Raw genomic sequence first — 16,020 nt, 5'->3', positions numbered from 1 at the left:
AAATATTATATAATTCAATTTTTTAGTGTGTCACTTGAACAGTACTCAGGTTAAATTAGTTTTAATATTTATGGTGGTGTTCGTTGATACTATTTATAAACTTAAAATGAGTCGTTTTTATTTTTTAAATGGTTTACTTTTGTTAATATAAGGTATTAACAACTAATTATAATGCGTTAAGCATAGGAAATTTATGTATAAAGGACTAACTGCAGGGATTACTGCGTTATGTGTTTTTAACTCGATGGTAGCCCATAGCGCTGTTGTTGAAAGAATTACACCTGTAAATAAAGTGGAATTGACGGCACTTCTTAATAATTCATCTACAAGCAATTCAAAAAATATAAATCCAGTTTATTTCTCTGAAATATCAAAAAATAGCAGTATGTTATCTAAAGGGATTAATGGCTCTAAAAAATCTAAAAAGATGCAACAGTATTACGCTGGGGTTCCTATTTGGGGGCAGCAAATTAGTGTACAAAATAAAACAAACCATATCAGTGGTTTTTTTGCTAAGAACATCAGCGATGAACAGCTTAAAAAAACAATAAATAATCAGTTCAAGCCTGAAGATGCTGCTAAAGCAATATTAGCAAAGTCAAAACTAAATATAGCTTCGCGTTTTGATATCACGAGTAATGATCGTTACATCTACATAAATAATGGTAAAGCGCGCTATGTTCGACTTATAGAATTGCTTGTTAATGATCAGTCATTGGAGAGCCAACCAGCAGCGTTAATTGATGAGTCAGATTATTCTCTAATTAAAGTATGGAATAATATTCAACAAGCGCAAGCTTCAGGACCTGGTGGTAATACGAAGACTGGCCAGTATGAATATGGGACAGATTTCCCTGCGCTAGAAGTTACTCAAAATGGCACAGCATGCTTTTTAGAAAACGACAAAGTAAAGACAGTGACAATGGAGTCAGGCCAAGAACCTGTCGATGCATTTTCGTTCCTTTGTGATAGAAATACTCATAAAGAAATAAATGGTGCATATTCTCCTTTGAATGATGCGCACGCGTTTGGTACCGCTGTTTTTGATATGTATGAGCAATGGTATAATACGGCCCCATTAACATTTAAATTGTTAATGCGTGTTCATCAAGATAATGGCTGGGAAAATGCCACTTGGAATGGCTATGCGATGACATTTGGCGATGGGGCAGATCGATTTCACCCTTTAGTGTCATTAGATATTGTTTCTCATGAAGTAAGCCATGGTTTCACAAATCAAAATTCAGACTTGATGTATTTTGATCAGTCGGGTGGTATTAATGAGTCATTTTCTGATATGGCAGGAGAAACAGCTGAGTTTTTTGTTCGAGGCGAGACTGATTGGTTATCTGGCGCAGATATAACGAAACAAGCGACTGCTTTACGTTACTTTGAAACACCTTCTAATGATGGTGTCTCTATTGATCATGCTAATGATTTTTACTACGGAATGGATGTGCACTTTAGTAGTGGCGTATTTAATCGTGCTTTTTTCTTACTAGCGACAAGTGAAGGTTGGGATCCAAAAAAAGCATTTGAAATTATGCTTAAAGCCAATCAAAACTATTGGATTTCTTCATCGGATTATATTGATGCCGCATGTGGTGCAATAAATACAGCAATAGACCTTCGCTACAATGCAGGTGATGTTGTTAATGCATTTAATGCTGTTGGTGTTATCTGTAATAACATTCAGTTCATCGATAGTGATTTAGATGGAATGGATGATAACTGGGAGCGTGTTTACAATTTAGACCCCAGCTCAGCAGGTGATGCAGATCTTGATTTAGATAATGATGGTCTAACTAATTTGGAAGAATACAATGCAAATACTCTTCCTAACAACGAAGATTCCGATGGGGATACGTTAACTGATTTTGCTGAATTAAATGAACACAATACTAATCCTATAAGTTCAGATTCAGATTTAGATACGATGCCTGACAACTGGGAGCTTACATATCAGCTTAATCCGTTAGATGGGAGTGATAGCCAACTAGATTTAGATGGGGATGGAATAAGCAACCTGATTGAATATTTAGCCGGTTCTGACCCATCTGATGCTAGCTCAACACCAGATGTTCCATCCACTACCACGATAAATTTTGATGACGGACTTGTACCAGAAAACTTTATTTCATCTGTACCTAGTACTCCTTGGTTAGTAGTGCAGGATGTTGAGACCAATAGTTTTGTATTAACTAATAATGATATAGGCGACTCCCAGCAAACGAGTGTTGAATATTCAGTACTTATTGATAGTGACAAATTTTTAAACTTTAACTACAACATTAATTCAGAAGAAAACTTTGATTTTTTCACTGTTTATATTAACGATGAATTGGTTTTAAATAAATCAGGTGTTTCACTGCAATGGGAAACATTTACTCATCCAATTTCTGCTGGTTTGAATAAGTTAACTTTTGTTTACAGTAAAGATATGTCCGTATCAACTGATTCAGATGCCGTATTTATAGATAATATTTATATTGGCGACGAGTTTTCTGACATTGACGCAGACGGTATCGCTGATTATTGGGAATTGCAACACGGTTTAAATATTAATGACTCAAGTGATGCATTACTCGATAATGATGAAGACGGGCTGTCAAATTTACAGGAATTTGAAAACCAAGGCTTACCGAATAACGCAGATACTGATGGCGATAAAATGCCGGACGGTTGGGAGTTTTACAACGGTTTATCTCTAACAGATCCTAGTGATGCGACGAGCGATCACGATGGCGATGGTTTTAGTAATTTAATCGAATTTATAAGTGGTACAAACCCACAAGATATAAGCTCTTTCCCTTTGCATTTAGATATTACGGATTCATTTGAAGGCAGCGAACTACCATCATGGCTAGTGGATAATGAACAGAGTAATTCACCATGGTATATTGATACAACTTTTGCGACTGATGGTGCGCAAAGTATTCGGTCAGGAGTATTATCTGATAATGAAATTAGCCAATTTGATGTGACGGGGTTATTTAAGTCGGGTTACTTACTGTTTGATTTTAAAATAGAATCTGAAAGTTGCTGTGATAATTTACATGTGTATGTAAATGAACAACGAATATTTGCATCAGATTCCTCTTTAAAAGAAGGCCCACTGCTGTTAGAGATTGAAGAGGGGTTCAAAATATTAGCTTCAAATATAGTAAAGACGGCTCTGCTAGTTATGGTCAGGATACTGTATGGATTGATAATTTTGTATATTTACCATTAGATGATATGCGTGATTCAGACGGTGATCTGTTACCCGATGTTTGGGAGGTCAAATATGCTTTAGATCGCCTTGACAGTACTGATGCGCAATTAGATTTAGATAACGATGGTTTAAGTGCTTTGCAAGAGTATGAATTAGGCACAAACCCTAATCTTGGTGATACAGATAACGATGAGCTAAGTGATGGTTACGAAGTAGATAATGGATTATTACCTCTAGATTCAACGGATGCATTACTCGACACCGATAATGATGGTTACTCAAATTACCAAGAGTTTTATGCACAAAGTCGAGCAGATAGTTCACAATCAATTCCTTCGACATTCTCTAATTTAAGTGAAAGTTTTGAAGGTAATTCATTACCAAGTTATTTAACACCCCTTGCGAATAGTCAAAAGGAGTGGAGTGCTTATCAAAATTGGTTTACTGACGGCGCTCAAAGCATTTCAATCATAGACGTAAAACAAGGTGAGCAAGTTGGGTTTGCACTCGCTGGTGTGTTTGAACAAGGCTATTTGAATTTAGATTATTCTTACTCTTACTCTGGCGTCTTTGCAGTTATTGTCAATGGTAATAAGCTCGATTTATTCACTAATGAATCAAGACTTCTAATTCCGATTAATGCCGGTTTCAATATAATTAAAGTCTCATTTATTCCAAACCACGATATACAATTCGCTTTAGCTGTAGACCAATTGCAATGGATTTCTGAAGTTGATCCGACGCTAGACACCGATAATGATGGCATTCCCGATTACTGGGAGTTTGAGCATGGTTTAAATGTACTTGATAGCTATGATGCATCCAATGATAACGATTACGACGGCTTAACTAATTTAATCGAGTTTGAGTTAAATACAAACCCTCAATCAAATGACACAGACAGCGATGGTGTTATTGATAATGAAGATAGTGCCCCAACAGACCCTACTCAGGGTGAGAACCAAGCTCCTACTTTTACAGATTTATCCGCTGTTACGATTGAGGCTGAACGTGAATACACATATTTGCTTGATCTCTATAGACCCGATGTAGTGGACAATGGCTATTTTACGCCAGAGGTTTACATTTCGAATGGAAGCAGGTTTGATGTAGGTGAACATCAAGTTACATGGATTGCGCGTGATAGGGCTGGGAATGAAACTCAAGCTGTGCAAACCGTCTTCATTGTTGACACCGTTGCACCGACTTTTGAAGCAAATAGTACACTTCATTTTTATGGTAATACAATTGATGGAATTAAAAATGAGCTACTAAACGGTTATGTCATTCGTGAGAATGTATCTGGTCTGAGTTCAGTAACAATAGATAATGATTTTGTTTTTCGTACTGGTTTAGTTAACGTTGCTGTTACGGCTGAAGATGGAGCTGGAAATAAAGCATCCGGGGTTGTGAATGTGCAAATATACCCAGAGATCGCGATTCAACCATTTACGCTTTCTGATTCGATTCATAAAATAGTTGTTAAACTTTACATATCAGGCGAAAGCCCTACAGGCTATGCTCGCTTTCAGTTACGAGCAGGTAATAATTATAAATCATTTAGTATAGATGAATCTGGCTCTATTGAAGTTGAACTAGATCCTAGCTTCATTGGTAATTCAACCCAGCTAGAGCTTGAGCCTAATTATAGCGTTTTTGTTACCGACAAAGCTCAAAGCAAAATTTTATTTCATGATGAGTTGATTGAGCCTTATATTTCTTTACTTTATAAACAAAATAATAAAGTAGTAACATCGATAGAGCGAAGTAACTCGCCTACTTCAGTGGTTGTAAAGTTAATGGGGACTACACCTGAATACGCGCAGCTGAACGAAAACACTGGCAGTGACTTAGATTTTTATAGGCTGAGTGATACGAGTTGGGAAATGACTTTTGATTCAAAAAGTATTAGCTCGGATGTATTTGAGTTGTCATTTTCAGCGACGATAAACGATGATGTTGTTGCGACAACTACACAAACAATCCCTGTTATTGATGAAGTAGTATTTAATGATCCACTAATAGATACTGATGGTGATGGTATTCCCGATATAGAAGAGGGTATGAGTGACGCTGACAGAGATGGGATCCCTGATTATTTAGATAATTCATCAATAATGAATATCGGTATTTTAGAATCGGGTAAAGTACTCCATAGCGTCAATGAGTTCAATTCAATTCGTGTTGGCACTATTGCTCGTTTGAGCAACAGTGATGTTATCCATAGTTTGACAATTGATGAGCAACAACTTGAAAATCACTTATCTGATTTAGATATTTTTGAGCCACATTTTCAAGCTAAAAGTGACTTAGTTAATCTAAACGTAAAATTAGCAAATGAAGCCGATTATGTTGAAATTGCTCTACCACAGTTAGATAACGCGTTATTGAGCTCGGATTTACAAGTTAGGTTACTTTCAATCTCTGGTTGGAAAACGGTGCCTAAGTTAACAGGGAATGTTTATCAAGAAATATGCTCGCAATGCACAGCTTTTGAAGTACTTGATGGTGGCGAATTTGATTTAGATGGTCAAAAGAATGGATTTGTGGAATTAGTTGCAAAACTTGCACAAGAAAGTTTGAATCAGGCACCTGTTTTAGCGCTTGAATTACCGGATCAAATGAATGAACTCGAAACGTTTAATTTAGATGCATCAAGCACAATTGACCCTGACGGAGATATACTTAGCTACAGTTGGTCTGTTGCAAACGAAGCCGTGACAATTAATACACCGGAACTCGATATAGCGACACTTACGGTAGGTGAATTAACGCAAAGTGTTGATAGTGTAATTACACTTATTATTGATGATGGCTATGAAGAGTTTACGTATACGCACAATGTTAAGTTTTTACATATCAACCAATTGCCAGAGATTACACTCGCGAGTACATATTCTGTAAATGAAGGTGATAACGTTGTTATTATCGCTGAAGCTACAGACAAAGAGTCTAGCGACTTAAGCTACTCATGGGTGCAAGTTCAGGGAGCCCTTACTCAACTAGACTCGGTAACTACAAATACGCTTAACTTTACAGCACCAGACGTAGCTCAAGATACTGCTTTGGTGTTTAAACTTATTGTTTCTGATGGTGAAGATCAAGCTGAACAGCTGGTGGAAGTTAATGTAAAAGCTATCATTACTCCAGCAAAAGCTAATTCAGATAGCGGTAGTGGTGGCGGTTCATTAGCGATGCTACTTATCTTGCTAGGTATGTTTATAGCTTATAAAAGATCATACTATTTCAATAAGTAGCACACAGGCTTAGCATTGAAAATACGGAGTCGATCATAGCAGCTGTTATGATCGATTTTTTAGCAGTATGTTTAATTTTTAGGCTGAGTAGAATATATGTAGTGTGGTTATTTCCATAAATAGGAGATCATGACGCATAAATATCAAATATGTGCAGCCCTTTCTAAGCAGTATTGATTAACAGAAGTTTTAAGTTTTAAGTTGTAATTAAATTGTTCGTAAATTGAACTAATTATAATTCGGAAAAGTCAAAATGCTCCTAAAATCCAAATCAATCAGTCTATTAGATCTTTTTAGAGCTCAGTTTTGTATCAATTTTTTTAGCTTGGTTAAAGCTACGCCAACTTCATAATACATGCGACATTAGATTAGGGTAAAGAGTTGTTTTACTATACTTGATTAAAACACTCGGGTATTAGATAATCACGCCATTACGATATTGAGGGTTTTAAAATGTCAGAAGAATTACCAATTAAGTTCAGCGATGCAGCAGCTGTTCGCGTTAAACAGTTAATCGACGAAGAAGAAAATCCAGAGCTAAAACTGCGTGTTTATGTCACAGGCGGTGGTTGTTCAGGTTTTCAATATGGTTTTACTTTTGATGAAAAAGCAAACCCCGGCGATTTAGAAATAGTAAAAAATGGTGTAACCCTAGTTGTTGATCCTATGAGTATTCAATATTTGGTTGATGGTGAGGTTGATTACACTGAAGGATTAGAAGGCGCACGCTTTTTTGTATCTAATCCAAATGCAACAACAACCTGTGGTTGTGGTGCAAGCTTTAGCGTTTAACAGCCAAACGCTAAATAGATTAAAGCCGCTTTTGCGGCTTTTTTAATGCCTATAAATCAGTTGGTGCGTATTCGGTTATTTGCATAATAAATATAAAAAAGCCGAGCACAAACGCAGAAAAAGCTAAAATATACATAAAGCCTTTTTTACCTTGTTTAATTGGAACCCCGTTATTGCGCAAAAAAAGATACCAACCTAAGCACAGTAAAATTGGCAATAAAAATAGTATCCTGAACATGACTCAACCTTTTTAAAATTAATAAGACTCAATAATAAACATGTCGCATTAAAATGAAACAAAATCATAAAAAATTCAATTTTTGATGAAAATGGATGGATATTCAGTGTTTATAAACATTCGCTCAAGTTAATTTTGTACCGAACAACGCAATTAATCATTCAACCAAAGTATTAATAGTATATAATGTATCCAAGAATGAGACGGGCAAAATTTCATTCTCAATAAAAACAAACTTATACCACATTATTAGCGTAGCTTTTAGCTAAGTGGCTAGAAGTAAGTGGCAACAGTGCTTAATTGCAACACCTTGCTATTGAAGTGAAATTAAGTAGCGCTGCTTACTTACCTACAGCTATTGATAGGCTACTGCTTTAATGGGTATGTCAAATCATCGAGTAGGAGATGTAAAATGATGGGCAAAACCGTTTCTTCAGAAGAAAACGCAAAGCTAACAAAGTGGCTTAAGAGTAAGCGCCATGAAAAAGGGCATACAATGCGCAGCCTTGCACAAGTGCTAGGTACACCTCATTCGTTTATCGGTAAAATTGAAAATCAAGAGCGCCGTTTAGATGTTATTGAATTTGTTCGCTATTGTACTGCACTAGACGTTGATCCACATGAAGCATTAAATTTGCTGAAAGTAGATTAATTATGTTATTGTTTAGTTCATTTATGAGTTATATAAATGTTCTAGGCAGTAAATTAATGCAGGGATGCATTATATTTCTTAATTTTTTTGATGATAATTTCGCTCAAGTTCATACAGCTTGTGCCTAATTAAGTACAAAAATAGTAACGATGGTAAAACCATTAACGCTGTAAGAATAAAAAATAGCGACCAATTACCTGCCAACCAATCATCTATTACTACACCACTATAACTTGAAAGCAACGTTCTTCCTAAGTTCCCTAATGATGCTAGCAACGCATAGTGAGTTGCGCTAAATGCCCTATCACACAGCATTGATATAAACGCGACCATTGCCACTAACGACCACGCTTGTGTAAACCCATCAATAACAATAGCAAAGGCATACAGCCTTAAATCAGGCCCAACTAAAGCAATCCATGAAAATGCTAAGTTTGATGCTGCCATTGCAATACCACTTATAAATAAACCTTTAACAATGCCATATTTTTGATTAAATAAGCTGCCAACAAAGGTAAATATAATGGTAAGTACGGCAGTGCCTACTTTTGAAAATGTAGCAATATCGCTATTACTAAAACCAATTTCTTTATAAAACACAATAGACATGCGGCCCAAAAACGCTTCACCTATCTTAAATAAGAAAATAAATGCAAGTAACGCGAGTGCAGTTTTAACGCCGTTTTTAGTGAAAAAGGCTCTAAAGGGATCAATAACGGTTACCGCGAGCCACGCAACTGTTTTTGTAAGTGGGGTTTGTTTTGTTGATGAAAGTTTTTCAAGGTATACACGCTCAAGTTCAGCATGCACGGCTTCTCTGTTTGACTTAGGCTCTTTTGCGAACAAAGCTCCACCCATTAACAGCAAAATTATAGCGGCTAAAAAATAATATATTTGGGGCCAGTCAAGCGACGGGATATCAGCCATATAAAATGGAATAGCGCCTAAAAGGGCATAACCTGTCCACCAACCAGATGTTGCCATTGCGGCGGCTGCCGTAGCTTTATGAGATTCGTTTTCACTGAGAGTGTCAATTCTAAATGCGTCAATTGCAATATCTTGCGTAGCAGAAGCAATGGCGATTAATAAGCAAATTACGGCAACAAGCGCTAAGTTAGTTTTTAAATCAAGTCCAGCTAATAGTAACGTGCCAATTAAGATAAAGCTTTGGCACAATAGTATCCAGCTACGACGTTGGCCAAGCCATTTATATAAAATAGGGAGCTTGGTCCGGTCAATGAGTGGCGACCATAAAAAGTTTATACTGTAAGCCCCAAATACAATGCCAAATAGGCCAATCATACTGCGACTTAGGCCTTCATCCTTTAACCAAGCCGACAGCACTGAGCCAATTAAAACCCAAGGAAAACCACTGCTCATACCAAATATAAAAATGTGGATTAAGCGTTTGTCTTTAAAGTAAGAAAAATATTCGCTAATAGAGAGAGTTTTGCTCATAGGGCCTTCATTGGCGATTGGGTGTAGTTAAACTACAGCTCATTAATTATAATGGTACTTGCTCAAGGACTTTTATATTTAAGATAACAACAGGTACTTTTGGCACGAAATCGTAACCAATCTTTTCGTTAAAGCCTGTTTCGACAACCATTATTTTATCAAGTGTGTCGTAGCCATCCATTACATTACCAAATACGGCAAATCCCCAGTCTTTATCTGGATTTAAATGGTCGTTATTGTCCATATTAAAAAAGAATTGACGAGTACCAGAATGCGGCTCTCTGTCCTGATATGCCATGGCTATACTGTACATGTCATTTTTTAAGCCATTACCACTTTCGTTAAAAATAGGAGCGTTTTCATGTAAACCATCGTAGTCTTTGTCGTACCCGCCACCTTGAATAACAAAATCGCGATCATTTTCTACATCACGCTCAATACGGTGGAAAACACTCCCCTGGTAACTTTTATCTGACACGTACGTTAAAAAGTTATTGACTGTAATAGGGGCTCTTGAGCGATCAAGCTCGACTACGATACTGCCCATTGAGGTTACGATTTCGACGCGCGGAAAAATATTATCTTTTTGCACAAAGCGGCCTTCTTGGGCTGCTAAGCTACTTGCACTAAAAAATAGGCCGAAACAGATTAAAAAAAGTCGTTTCATGTTTAACCTTCTAAAAATTCTATTAATTCAGGATCTGATACAATGCGGGTAATAATTTGCTCAGTCAACTTATTGAGCTGGCCTTCTACTTTTGCTCGCTCGTGACTAAATGGGCCTTCTAAATTAGCACTACCTCGGTACACCTTACTAAAATTGCTTGAAGCGCGAATAACACGAACACCAAGCTCTATCTGAGCTTCACTGGTGTGGCTTACTAGTTTTTCGGTTACCACAGCTTGCAGTGCGTGAATATCTACTTCAAAACGCACAGTCGCTAGGTTTGAAATACCTGCTCCGTTTCGACTCAGCGCGCTATCTAAAACGCTTTTAACTGACTCTGTAATACCTTGACTTGCAAACGTTTTGGTTTTATCAGATTCAATCAGCTTAAGCGTTGCAGTGTCACCACGTAAATCAATCACGCTGGTACTTAAACTGCTGTTAATTGTACTAATTTGGCCATTTTTATAAACAGGGTTAAGGATCACTTGATTAGGCTGACTAGCACAGCCAGCTAGTACAAGTAACGCACATAGGCTAAAAGTAATTTTAATCATTAAATTCCTAATAATTTTTAGTGGCACTTAGTACTACAAATTTCTTGTTGGAGCCAAGTAGTTTACAGTTGCCAAACATACGGTTTAGTTTGTCGTGATAATCTAAATGACGGTTACCAATAATACGTAATTCGCCACCTTGTTTTAAGGTTTCTTTTGCTTGTTTAAACATTTGCCACGCTATGTGGTCTGTTACAGCTTGCGCTTGATGAAATGGTGGGTTACATAGCACCATATCCACACTGTCTTGATCAAAGTCGGTCAAGCAATCGTTTTCAATAAATTGGCAATTATCAAACTGCTCAGGCATGTTTTGTTCTACATTTAAACGTGCAGACTCAACCGCCATGTATGATTCATCAACAAATGTGACAGATGCTTTAGGGCAACGAGCAAGCGCCATAACACCTACAACACCATTACCACAACCTAAATCGATTATGCTAGTTTCTTTCTTGGTTTCTGGTAAATAGTTGAAAAAGAATCGAGCACCTATATCTAACGAATCACGTGAAAACACATTTGCATGATTTGTTATATTAAATTCAGTGCCTTCAAGTGGCCAAGTAATAGGGAAATCAGCTGCTTTATACCCACCTTTTGCCGTGCTTAATATAAGACGTGATTTTTTAACCGCTAAACTTGTTTTTGTTTCACCAATAAATTGCTCAAACGATTTTATTGTTGAATTATGAATTTCTTTTGTTTTACCGGCTGCAATTACGGGGGTACCAGGTGCAAGTATTTCGCTTAATTCACTTAGTTGAAATTGCAAAAAACCTACGTTACGCGGTATTTTTATTAGCACTAAATCTATGTCTTCAGGCAATGCAGACAGGCTATCTATTTGGCTAAATTGCGCTGTGGATAGTTTGTTTATTTGTAAGTTATATGCCACTGCTTGATGGCTAATATAAGAATCATTAACTGAACAAACCGTTAATTGATTAAAACTACAAGCAAGTGCACCAAAGCTATCGTTTAAAATAAGCAGTGAGCGACAATCAGGGTAATGTTCGTTAACATAATTGATAAGGTACTCATCGGCTGAATCCCACGCTTGTAAACTGCGGTTTTTTTGATCCAAAGGAAAGCGTTCAAGAGTAAAGGTTTTATCGCCTAGCTGGGCTTGCGTCGTCATAATGGTATTTGATCAGTAAACTAATGTAGGTAAATTCTAACATGCAACGGCAAAACGCCAACCCCCAACAGTTACCAAATGGCTTTTCTTATCAAAGTAGGGCACTTAGCGCGCAAAAAAGCCTCGATTTATTTTATTATTTACAAAAAAACCTAGTTTGGCAGCAACCCGACGTCACCGTTTATTCTAAAACAGGCCCAATTCCCCGACTTCAATGCTTTATTAGCGAGCATAATTTCGAATATGGTTATTCGCATAGTAAGTTAATAGTAGAGCCTTGGCCTGATATTTTATTAGCAATGCGTAAGCGCTTAGAAAAACATTTAAATCAGCCATTAAATTCTTTATTAGTTAATTATTACCGAGATGGTAACGATACTATGGGTTGGCACAGTGATGACGAAATAGAGCTGGGCCATCAACCTACTATTGTGTGTGTATCACTTGGAGCAGAGCGTGTTTTAAAGCTTAAACAAAAATCGACAAATAAAGTAACCGATTTAAAGCTGCAAAGTGGTAGCTGTTTAGTCATGAGTGGCGACAGTCAGCGTGATTATCAACATGCAATCCCAAAGCAAACTACATTGGCTCACCCACGAATTAGCTTAACGTTTAGATACATAAAGCAAATCAAGCAAGCTCAATTTTAGTTAGCCAATAGGCTTGGCTACTTGTTATGATAACAACATAACTTAACTACAAAAATGGTTTTTATGTCAATGCAGCAACAAATTCAAGAAAAAATCAGCAGCGCAATTGCCTGTAAGCATTTAAATGTAATTAACGAAAGTCACATGCACAGCAAAGGCACCGAGTCACATTTTAAAGTTATTGTGGTAAGCGAAGAATTTGCTGGCAAACGCCTATTACAACGCCATCGTCAAATTAATGAAATTTTAAAAGATGAGTTAGCAAATTATATTCATGCACTCGCTATCCATACTTATACACCGGATGAGTATACCGAGCAGGGCGGAGAAGCACCTGATTCGCCTAATTGTATGGGCGGCTCTAAAATTAGCTAAGTATTTTTTGAAGTATCTGATTAGTGATTAACTGATCAGATCAGTGTTTTTAGTATTAGCCTTTAAACTAGCGCTAATTTTTATTGTAAAAGATATAGGATCATCAATGGTCATTAAGCCTAAAATTCGTGGATTTATCTGTACCAACGCACACCCAACGGGATGTAGCGAGCATGTTCAAGAACAAATTAACTATGTAAAACAACAAGGCGTGTTAAAAAACGCACCAAAAAATGTATTAGTTATTGGCGCATCTACAGGCTACGGCTTGGCATCGCGTATTACAGCTGCATTTGGTGGCGGCGCTAAAACACTCGGTATTTTCTTTGAAAAAGAAGGCACTGAACGTAAAACAGGTTCTGCTGGTTGGTACAATACTGCAGCATTCCAAGAAGCAGCTGACGAAGCGGGTCTTTGGTCTAAAAATATTAATGGTGATGCGTTTTCTAACGAAATCAAACAAAAAGCAATCGACACTATTAAAGCAGATTTGGGTAAAGTAGATTGTATTATTTATAGCTTGGCGTCTCCTCGTCGTACTGATCCAAATACGGGTGAAGTGTTCTCCTCTACACTTAAGCCAATTGGTAACGCAGTTACAACTAAAAACCTTAATACGTCAAAGCGTGAAATTGATGAAATTACTGTTGAAGCGGCAAACCAGGACGATATCGACAACACCATTAAAGTAATGGGCGGTGAAGATTGGGAAATGTGGATTGACGCATTAAAAGAAGCCGACGTATTAGCTGATAACTTTAAAACTACGGCCTACACTTATATTGGTAAAGAGCTAACATGGCCAATATACGGACACGCTACTATTGGTAAGGCTAAAGAAGATTTAGACCGAGCAACTGCTGCAATTAAAGAATCTACAAAAGATTTAAATGGCGAAGCCTATGTATCGTCTCTTAATGCTGTGGTAACACAAGCAAGCTCGGCTATTCCTATTATGCCTTTATACATTTCAGCATTATTTAAAGTAATGAAAGCAGATGGTACTTATGAAGGTACAATTGAGCAAATTCAGGCTTTATTTAGTGAGAACTTATATGGTGATAACCCACGCTTTGATGAAGGTGGCCACTTATTTCAAAACTACAAAGAATTAGAAGACGATGTGCAAGCACGTGTTCAAGCTGTTTGGGATAGCGTAGATACAAGCTCAATTGATGAGTTAACCGATTATGTGGGTTACCATAACGAATTTTTACGTTTATTTGGCTTTGGTATTGACGGAGTTGATTACGGTCAAGATGTGGATTCGGTCAAACCAATTGCAAATATGATTGATTAACCATATTTGCAAATATGTAATTAAAAAGTCGCTGAGTGCGACTTTTTTGTTTTGCGGGCTTTTTTGAACAATTGTGATTAAAAAATGTCATTCTTTGCTTAAGCTACCACTTTGGTCTAACTTAAATTTTATTAAATACACATAACAAAACTAAATAAGTGTTTCTGTCGTATAATTTTCATAATTAGACTCGCATAGTCGCCCACAATGATGTTAAAATTAAGGCAATATGTGAAGAGTTTTTACCGCGTTGCTTGTTTAGTATTCATAGCAAGTTGTTCTTTGTATACATAGATATAACTTGGGATAGCTCAAATGGCGACGTGGTTGGTACGATTTTTCAGTTTCTTTCCGTTAATGTAGTGCAAGTGCGTATGATCAACATAAAAAAAGGTCTGGATTTACCCATAGAGGGCGCACCTCAGCAAGTTATTCACGACGGTTCTCCCGTCAAACGTGTAGCTGTGCTAGGTGAAGAGTTTATTGGTATGCGTCCAACCATGCATATCCGTATGGATGACCAAGTTAAAAAAGGCCAGGTACTTTTTGAAGATAAAAAGAACCCCGGCGTCCTATTTACCGCACCAGCTTCTGGTGTTGTAAAAGAAATAAATCGTGGTGCTAAACGTGTGCTGCAATCTGTTGTTATTGAAGTAGACGGCAGTGAGCAAATCACCTTTGACTCTTTCTCTGACACTGAGCTTACGAGCTTAGATCGTGAAAAAGCTAAAGAAGTACTTATCCAGTCTGGTCAGTGGACGGCACTTCGTGCTCGCCCATTCAGCAAAGTTGCGGCTGTGGATGCAAATCCTAGCTCTATCTTTGTGACCGCTATCGACACTAATCCTCTTGCTGCAGATCCTGCGGTAGTTATTGCTGATAATGCGCAAGCATTCGAAGCGGGTTTAGCCGTTGTATCGCGTTTGACTGATGGAAAAGTATTTGTTTGTAAGCAAGTTGGCAGTCAAGTTCCTAGCTCATCTATAGCTCAAGTAGAAGTACATGAGTTTGGTGGTGTGCACCCTGCTGGCCTTGTAGGCACTCATATCCATAATCTTGACCCTGTATCTGCTAGTAAACAAGTTTGGCATATTGGTTACCAAGACGTTATTGCGTATGGTCACTTATTCCTTACGGGTGAAATTTACACAAACCGTGTTGTTTCGCTTGCAGGTCCTCGTGTTAAAAACCCACGTTTAGTGAAAACACAATTAGGTGCTTCATTGGATGATTTAGTTGCTGGAGAATTAGAAGACGGTGATAACCGTGTTATTTCTGGTTCTGTTTTATCTGGCGCTACTTCAAACGGTGTTAATGCGTTCTTAGGTCGTTACCACGTTCAAGTATCTGTATTACTTGAAGGTCGCGAAAAAGAACTATTTGGCTGGATTGCACCAGGTAGTGATAAATTCTCTGTAACGCGTACATTCCTTTCTCACCTTACACCAAGTCGTTTATTTAAAATGACAACGTCTACAGGTGGTTCAAAACGTGCCATGGTTCCAATTGGTAGCTACGAGCGCGTGATGCCGTTAGATATTTTGCCTACACTATTATTACGTGACTTAATTGCACGCGATTTAGATAGTGCAATTTCACTGGGCGCGCTTGAACTTGATGAAGAAGATTTAGCGTTATGTACCTTCGTTTGTCCTGGCAAATACGAGTATGGTTCTATCCTACGCGATTGCTTAACTACGATCGAGAAGGAAGGCTAGA

General features: G+C 37.5%; 13 protein-coding genes. 8 read left to right on the top strand and 5 right to left on the bottom strand.

Going from position 1 to position 16,020, the window contains the following annotated elements; genetic code table 11:
- Positions 1–193 precede the first annotated feature (193 nt).
- The 3 genes from P4S71_RS22345 to erpA all read left to right on the top strand — a co-directional run bounded on the left by P4S71_RS22345 (position 194) and on the right by erpA (position 7,263).
- The gene (locus P4S71_RS22345) at positions 194–3,232 is read left to right on the top strand and encodes a M4 family metallopeptidase (protein ID WP_337151550.1); all 3,039 of its coding nucleotides are present in this window, start codon (positions 194–196) and stop codon (positions 3,230–3,232) included.
- A 5-nt stretch (positions 3,233–3,237) separates the two neighbouring features.
- A complete protein-coding gene (locus P4S71_RS22340; protein ID WP_337151549.1) occupies positions 3,238–6,471 on the top strand; it encodes a PKD domain-containing protein in 3,234 nt (1,077 codons plus the stop codon).
- 453 nt (positions 6,472–6,924) lie between these two features.
- On the top strand, positions 6,925–7,263 hold the full coding sequence (gene erpA, locus P4S71_RS22335; RefSeq protein WP_007376119.1) for an iron-sulfur cluster insertion protein ErpA: 339 nt from the start codon (positions 6,925–6,927) through the stop codon (positions 7,261–7,263).
- Between the two features lie 49 nt (positions 7,264–7,312).
- On the opposite strand, the gene P4S71_RS22330 is transcribed toward erpA, so the two are convergent.
- A complete protein-coding gene (locus P4S71_RS22330) occupies positions 7,313–7,501 on the bottom strand; it encodes a hypothetical protein (protein WP_033014996.1) in 189 nt (62 codons plus the stop codon).
- A 412-nt stretch (positions 7,502–7,913) separates the two neighbouring features.
- Between P4S71_RS22330 and P4S71_RS22325 the strand changes: the two genes are divergently transcribed.
- Positions 7,914–8,153, top strand: a complete 240-nt coding sequence (locus tag P4S71_RS22325; RefSeq protein ID WP_007376121.1) for a helix-turn-helix domain-containing protein — start codon at positions 7,914–7,916, stop codon at positions 8,151–8,153.
- A 78-nt stretch (positions 8,154–8,231) separates the two neighbouring features.
- Here P4S71_RS22325 and P4S71_RS22320 read toward each other — a convergent pair whose 3' ends face one another.
- Genes P4S71_RS22320 through P4S71_RS22305 form a run of 4 tightly spaced genes read right to left on the bottom strand, consistent with a single transcriptional unit; the run spans position 8,232 to position 11,976 of the window.
- Positions 8,232–9,611 carry an AmpG family muropeptide MFS transporter gene (locus P4S71_RS22320; RefSeq protein ID WP_096793562.1) on the bottom strand — a complete coding sequence of 460 codons (1,380 nt, stop codon included), beginning with the start codon at positions 9,609–9,611 and terminating at the stop codon, positions 8,232–8,234.
- Positions 9,612–9,657: 46 nt separating this feature from the next.
- Positions 9,658–10,278, bottom strand: coding sequence for a peptidylprolyl isomerase (locus tag P4S71_RS22315; RefSeq protein WP_096793561.1), 621 nt, complete (start codon positions 10,276–10,278; stop codon positions 9,658–9,660).
- 2 nt (positions 10,279–10,280) lie between these two features.
- Complete coding sequence (locus P4S71_RS22310) at positions 10,281–10,835, bottom strand: YajG family lipoprotein (RefSeq protein ID WP_337120673.1); 555 nt, start codon at positions 10,833–10,835, stop codon at positions 10,281–10,283.
- Positions 10,836–10,842: 7 nt separating this feature from the next.
- Positions 10,843–11,976 (bottom strand): methyltransferase, encoded by a 1,134-nt coding sequence (locus P4S71_RS22305; RefSeq protein WP_096793559.1) that lies wholly within the window; start codon positions 11,974–11,976, stop codon positions 10,843–10,845.
- Positions 11,977–12,017: 41 nt separating this feature from the next.
- Between P4S71_RS22305 and P4S71_RS22300 the strand changes: the two genes are divergently transcribed.
- The 4 genes from P4S71_RS22300 (at position 12,018) to P4S71_RS22285 (ending at position 16,019) form a co-directional block, all read left to right on the top strand.
- The gene (locus tag P4S71_RS22300; protein WP_096793558.1) at positions 12,018–12,626 is read left to right on the top strand and encodes an alpha-ketoglutarate-dependent dioxygenase AlkB family protein; all 609 of its coding nucleotides are present in this window, start codon (positions 12,018–12,020) and stop codon (positions 12,624–12,626) included.
- Positions 12,627–12,689: 63 nt separating this feature from the next.
- Entirely contained in the window at positions 12,690–13,001 is a 312-nt protein-coding gene (locus P4S71_RS22295) for a BolA family protein (protein WP_096794132.1), read from the top strand.
- Positions 13,002–13,107: 106 nt separating this feature from the next.
- The gene (gene fabV / locus P4S71_RS22290) at positions 13,108–14,301 is read left to right on the top strand and encodes an enoyl-ACP reductase FabV (RefSeq protein ID WP_337151548.1); all 1,194 of its coding nucleotides are present in this window, start codon (positions 13,108–13,110) and stop codon (positions 14,299–14,301) included.
- A 374-nt stretch (positions 14,302–14,675) separates the two neighbouring features.
- Entirely contained in the window at positions 14,676–16,019 is a 1,344-nt protein-coding gene (locus P4S71_RS22285) for a Na(+)-translocating NADH-quinone reductase subunit A (RefSeq protein WP_007376130.1), read from the top strand.
- Position 16,020 lies beyond the last annotated feature (1 nt).

Origin of the sequence: Pseudoalteromonas sp. B62, from assembly GCF_037162565.1 — a bacterium.
GTDB classification, from domain to species: Bacteria; Pseudomonadota; Gammaproteobacteria; order Enterobacterales; family Alteromonadaceae; genus Pseudoalteromonas; species Pseudoalteromonas fuliginea.
This window is presented reverse-complemented; position numbering and strand designations above follow the sequence as displayed.

What these genes read in the sequence shown, in the direction of transcription:
- P4S71_RS22345 (WP_337151550.1), top strand. Translation starts at nt 194, where the DNA reads ATGTATAAAGGACTAACTGCAGGGATTACTGCGTTATGTGTTTTTAAC.
- P4S71_RS22340 (WP_337151549.1), top strand. Translation starts at nt 3,238, where the DNA reads ATGCGTGATTCAGACGGTGATCTGTTACCCGATGTTTGGGAGGTCAAA.
- erpA (WP_007376119.1), top strand. Translation starts at nt 6,925, where the DNA reads ATGTCAGAAGAATTACCAATTAAGTTCAGCGATGCAGCAGCTGTTCGC.
- P4S71_RS22330 (WP_033014996.1), bottom strand. Translation starts at nt 7,501, where the DNA reads ATGTTCAGGATACTATTTTTATTGCCAATTTTACTGTGCTTAGGTTGG.
- P4S71_RS22325 (WP_007376121.1), top strand. Translation starts at nt 7,914, where the DNA reads ATGATGGGCAAAACCGTTTCTTCAGAAGAAAACGCAAAGCTAACAAAG.
- P4S71_RS22320 (WP_096793562.1), bottom strand. Translation starts at nt 9,611, where the DNA reads ATGAGCAAAACTCTCTCTATTAGCGAATATTTTTCTTACTTTAAAGAC.
- P4S71_RS22315 (WP_096793561.1), bottom strand. Translation starts at nt 10,278, where the DNA reads ATGAAACGACTTTTTTTAATCTGTTTCGGCCTATTTTTTAGTGCAAGT.
- P4S71_RS22310 (WP_337120673.1), bottom strand. Translation starts at nt 10,835, where the DNA reads ATGATTAAAATTACTTTTAGCCTATGTGCGTTACTTGTACTAGCTGGC.
- P4S71_RS22305 (WP_096793559.1), bottom strand. Translation starts at nt 11,976, where the DNA reads ATGACGACGCAAGCCCAGCTAGGCGATAAAACCTTTACTCTTGAACGC.
- P4S71_RS22300 (WP_096793558.1), top strand. Translation starts at nt 12,018, where the DNA reads ATGCAACGGCAAAACGCCAACCCCCAACAGTTACCAAATGGCTTTTCT.
- P4S71_RS22295 (WP_096794132.1), top strand. Translation starts at nt 12,690, where the DNA reads ATGTCAATGCAGCAACAAATTCAAGAAAAAATCAGCAGCGCAATTGCC.
- fabV (WP_337151548.1), top strand. Translation starts at nt 13,108, where the DNA reads ATGGTCATTAAGCCTAAAATTCGTGGATTTATCTGTACCAACGCACAC.
- P4S71_RS22285 (WP_007376130.1), top strand. Translation starts at nt 14,676, where the DNA reads ATGATCAACATAAAAAAAGGTCTGGATTTACCCATAGAGGGCGCACCT.